2 protein-coding genes are annotated in these 3,871 nt (G+C 48.1%); one reads left to right on the top strand and one right to left on the bottom strand.

What is annotated here, in order from left to right; translation table 11 throughout:
- A partial coding sequence (locus IQ270_RS28905; protein ID WP_193976554.1) for an S-layer homology domain-containing protein occupies positions 1-1,229 on the top strand: 1,229 nt, incomplete at its 5' end.
- A 424-nt stretch (positions 1,230-1,653) separates the two neighbouring features.
- Here the strand turns inward: IQ270_RS28905 and IQ270_RS28900 are convergent.
- Entirely contained in the window at positions 1,654-3,723 is a 2,070-nt protein-coding gene (locus IQ270_RS28900) for an AarF/ABC1/UbiB kinase family protein (protein WP_193976555.1), read from the bottom strand.
- Between the last annotated feature and the right edge of the window lie 148 nt (positions 3,724-3,871).

The following is a 3,871-nucleotide window of genomic DNA, read 5'->3' as shown; positions in this document are numbered from 1 at the left end:
GGGGCGGCAGAGGCTGCGTGATTCTGTGCGCTGCGGGCAATGCCAACCGCCCAGTTAACGGCGCGGTTGACGAGAAAGGCTGGCCGAATAACATTTTGGGCGATCGAACTAAATGGCTGGCAGGATTTGCGGTTCACCCGGATGTGATTGCTGTTGCCGCTTCCACTTCCCTGAACAAAAAAGCAGCCTACAGCAACTGGGGTAGCAGCATCTCGGTGTGCGCCCCCAGCAACAACGCGCCGCCGGGAACTTGGCTGCCTGAAACCGGATTTATTGCGACTGCGCCGGAGGTGACTCAGTATTTGCCCGGTTTGGGGGTGTTTACTGCCGATCGAGTCGGCGCTGTCGGCTACGACCCGGGGGACTATACTAATACTTTTGGTGGCACTTCTAGCGCCACTCCAGTAGTCGCTGGAGTGGCAGCTTTGGTGCTTTCCGTCAACCCCCGTTTGACGGCGCGGGAAGTGCGGGGAATTCTTGAACAAACTGCTGACAAAATTGTTGATTCCGAACCCGATCCGCAGTTGGGAAATCGGATGGGAAATTACGATCCTAACAGCCGCCGCAGCGATTGGTTTGGTTACGGGAAAGTGAATGCTTTGAAAGCTGTCGAAGCTGCGGTGAGAAAGGGCGGCGGCAATCCGAATATTGGCGGTGCGAGGTTTAGCGATATTTCAGGACATTGGGCGCAGAAGTTTATTGAGGCTTTGGCTGCAGGGAATATAATTAGTGGTTTTCCTGATGGTTCTTTTAAGCCTGATGACAGTTTAAATCGCGCTCAATATGCGGCGCTGTTGGTGAGTGCGTTTAGTCCGATACCTTCGGTACCGGCTACAAATTTTATTGATGTTTCTGCTAGTTTTTGGGCCAGAAGTGCGATCGAACGGGCGAATCGAGGGGGGTTTTTGTCGGGGTTTCCGGGGTTGAAGTTCGGCCCGAATCAGAATTTGACTAAGACTGAGGCGATTGTCTCTTTGGTTAACGGTTTGGAACTTAAGGGCTCGAATCTAGATGTTTTGAAAGTTTACACCGATCGATCGCAGATTCCTAATTTTGGTTTGAGTGCAATCGCCGCTGCAACTGCTTTGAAGATTGTAGTCAATTATCCGGCGCGCGATCGGCTTTCGCCACGGCGGGACATCACCCGCGCTGAGATTTCGGCTTTGATTTACCAGACTTTGGTGGCAATTAATCGGGCTAGGGCGATCGATTCTCCTTACATTGTCTAGCTAAGCTTTTGTGCATTTAAACTTAACTTTGGGGCGGCCGGGCAACCAACCAACCACAAAAATTTAACAGGACTTACGCCAATTTTATACAATAGTGCTAAAGTTAGTATGTTTGTTTGAAACATCAAACTTTATCAAGCAAAACTCGTATTTGTAGCGGCACTTTATGAAGCTGGCATAAGCAAAGTCAAATGCGAAACTTAATATCAAGTTAAATTTAGACTGGCAGTCGATTTTAACTGAGATGTTGCACCAATCGTGTGGAAGCTTTTTATGCGCGGGCTCTCCGGCCCACCCCACAAGAAAATTTATCTTTTGTGGAACAGGCCCGACAGCCTGTTCGTTTGATTTTCTCAACAACAATTGATAGTGTAAGTTAGGCCCTTGGAACAAAACCCAACCTACACTATCAACACATCCGCAACTACTTGGCCGCAGGTAAAGATAGCTGAGGCGCAGTTTTAGGATAGCTTCTATTCTGAGGAATCGCAGCGGGTTCCTGGGAAATCAAAAACTCGCGAATCAATCTAGCAACTGCTCTTTGAGCTAAACCGCCTACGACTTTCTGACCCATATTCTGCACTTCTGGTTTCACGAACAACTGCGGCAGTAACTGCAATACTTTCATGCCGTCAAAACCGGGGGTTGATTGCAAAATTCCCCAAATTCGTTTGATGTGCTCTAAGTTTTTTTGGTCGGTTGCTGAAACTGCTGGTTTAGCTTCCACTACTCCAAACCATTCGCCGACTACTGCTTTGGCGTTGGCAAAGGCATTGCTGGAAATTATATCGAGATTTTTGACTAATTCGGTGACGATGCGATCGCGAATAAAATCTCCCCTTTCGGAAAATAAATATTCTAATGCTTGATTCAAGATTTTGCTAACATCGTAATCGTCGCTCTCGCGGGCATTGTTGAGCAAGTTTTCTAAGCGGTTCCAGCGGAATTCGCCATGTTTGAAAAGCAAATCTTTCAGAGAGGCTCTCAATTCCGGTGCGGGGTCGCTCAACAATCGTTTTGCTACGTAGGGATAAGCTTTGCTGAGCACTTTGAATTCGGGGTCAACGTTGATGGCGATGCCTTCTAGCGTGACGAGCGATCGAATAATCAAAGCGTAGTAAGCTGGAACTCGGAACGGATATTCGTACATCACTGCCGAAAGTTCGTCAGTAATGCTTTTGAAATTGAGTTCGGCAACGCTAGCACCCAAAGCATTGTTAAATACGCCCGCCAAAGCTGGAATAATTGGCGTTAAATCGGTATCCGGTGTCAAAAACTCCAACTTCACGTAATCTCTGGCCAAACCTTCAAAGTCGCGGTTGACTAAATGCACGACAGCTTCCAACAAGCCGTATCGCTGATAAGGTTTAACTTCGCTCATCATTCCAAAATCGAGATAAGCCAACTGACCGTCAGGAGTTGCTAATAGATTGCCGGGATGCGGGTCTGCGTGAAAGAAACCGTGTTCTAATAGTTGTCTGAGAGAACACTGCACTCCCACTTCAATTAAGTAAGGAGCGTCAATTCCTTGAGCTTTCACTGCTTCTAAATTAGTGAGTTTTGTCCCGGTTATCCACTCCATTGTTAAGACACGGCGGCGGGTATATTCCCAGTAGATGCTGGGAACATAAATGTCTTTGATGTGGCCGTAGAGTTCGGCAAAGCGTTCGGCATTATGACCTTCGTGGGTGTAGTCCATTTCTTCGTAAATGCGTTCGCCCAACTCGTCCATAATTCCTGCTAAATCGCTGCGAATTACTTTAAAGTTGTTTTGTGCCCAAACTGCAACGCGCCGCAAGATGTAAATATCTAAGCCGATGTTTTCGGCTAAACCCGGCCGCTGCACTTTGATGGCGACGGTTTCCCCGGTTTTGAGTTTGCCTTTGTAGACTTGTCCGAGAGAGGCTGCTGCGATCGGATCTGCGGTGATTTCGGCGTAAATTTCCTTGGGATGTGCGCCCAATTCTTCTTGTATAAATTGATATGCTACTTCGTTGGGAAACGGCGGCAATTGGTCTTGCAGGGTTGTTAGTTCTTCTAAATATGTCGGCGGCACTAAGTCGGGGCGAGTGGAGAGTGCTTGTCCTATTTTGATGAAAGCTGGGCCGAGTTGGCTGAGAATTTCCCGCAGGCGGGCGGCGCGGCGCTTTTCGTTGGCTGCGGTGCGACCTGTTTTTTTGTCCCACCACAAACTGAAGGCAAAGCTAAAAAATGTCCAAACAACGCTCGACAGCCGTCCCCAAACTTGCAGGGGGCGGTTGCGGTACTCGGCTGCGATCGCCACTTGATCGTAGCGCACCGATTCTCCTGCCAACTCGTAAGCTATATCTTTGGCTGATTTGAGCGGTTCGGGAGTAACCGCCGCTGTCTCTAGTTCTAGTTGTAGTGCTTGCAGGGGAACTGTTTCTAACTCTTGGAGATTGCCGAGTGCAGCTTGAGTCCCTGAATTTGAGTAACTTAGCGGGGAGGCTGGCGATACCGTTTTGACATCCATAAAACTCAGACCTAGTGTGAAGCATTGTAAACTAATTGTAACAATTTGTCGCCTTCTCACCACTGCTTTTAGATAGAGAAAACCGAATTCATTAGTCATTGGTCATTGGTCATTAGTCCAAGACTTATCCGCTATGACCCAAGAAACC

This window comes from Microcoleus sp. LEGE 07076 (genome assembly GCF_015207455.1).
Lineage (GTDB): Bacteria > Cyanobacteriota > Cyanobacteriia > Cyanobacteriales > Microcoleaceae > Microcoleus.
This window is presented reverse-complemented; position numbering and strand designations above follow the sequence as displayed.

Coding starts and splice junctions, on each gene's coding strand:
- IQ270_RS28900 (WP_193976555.1), bottom strand. CDS start 3,723: ATGGATGTCAAAACGGTATCGCCAGCCTCCCCGCTAAGTTACTCAAAT.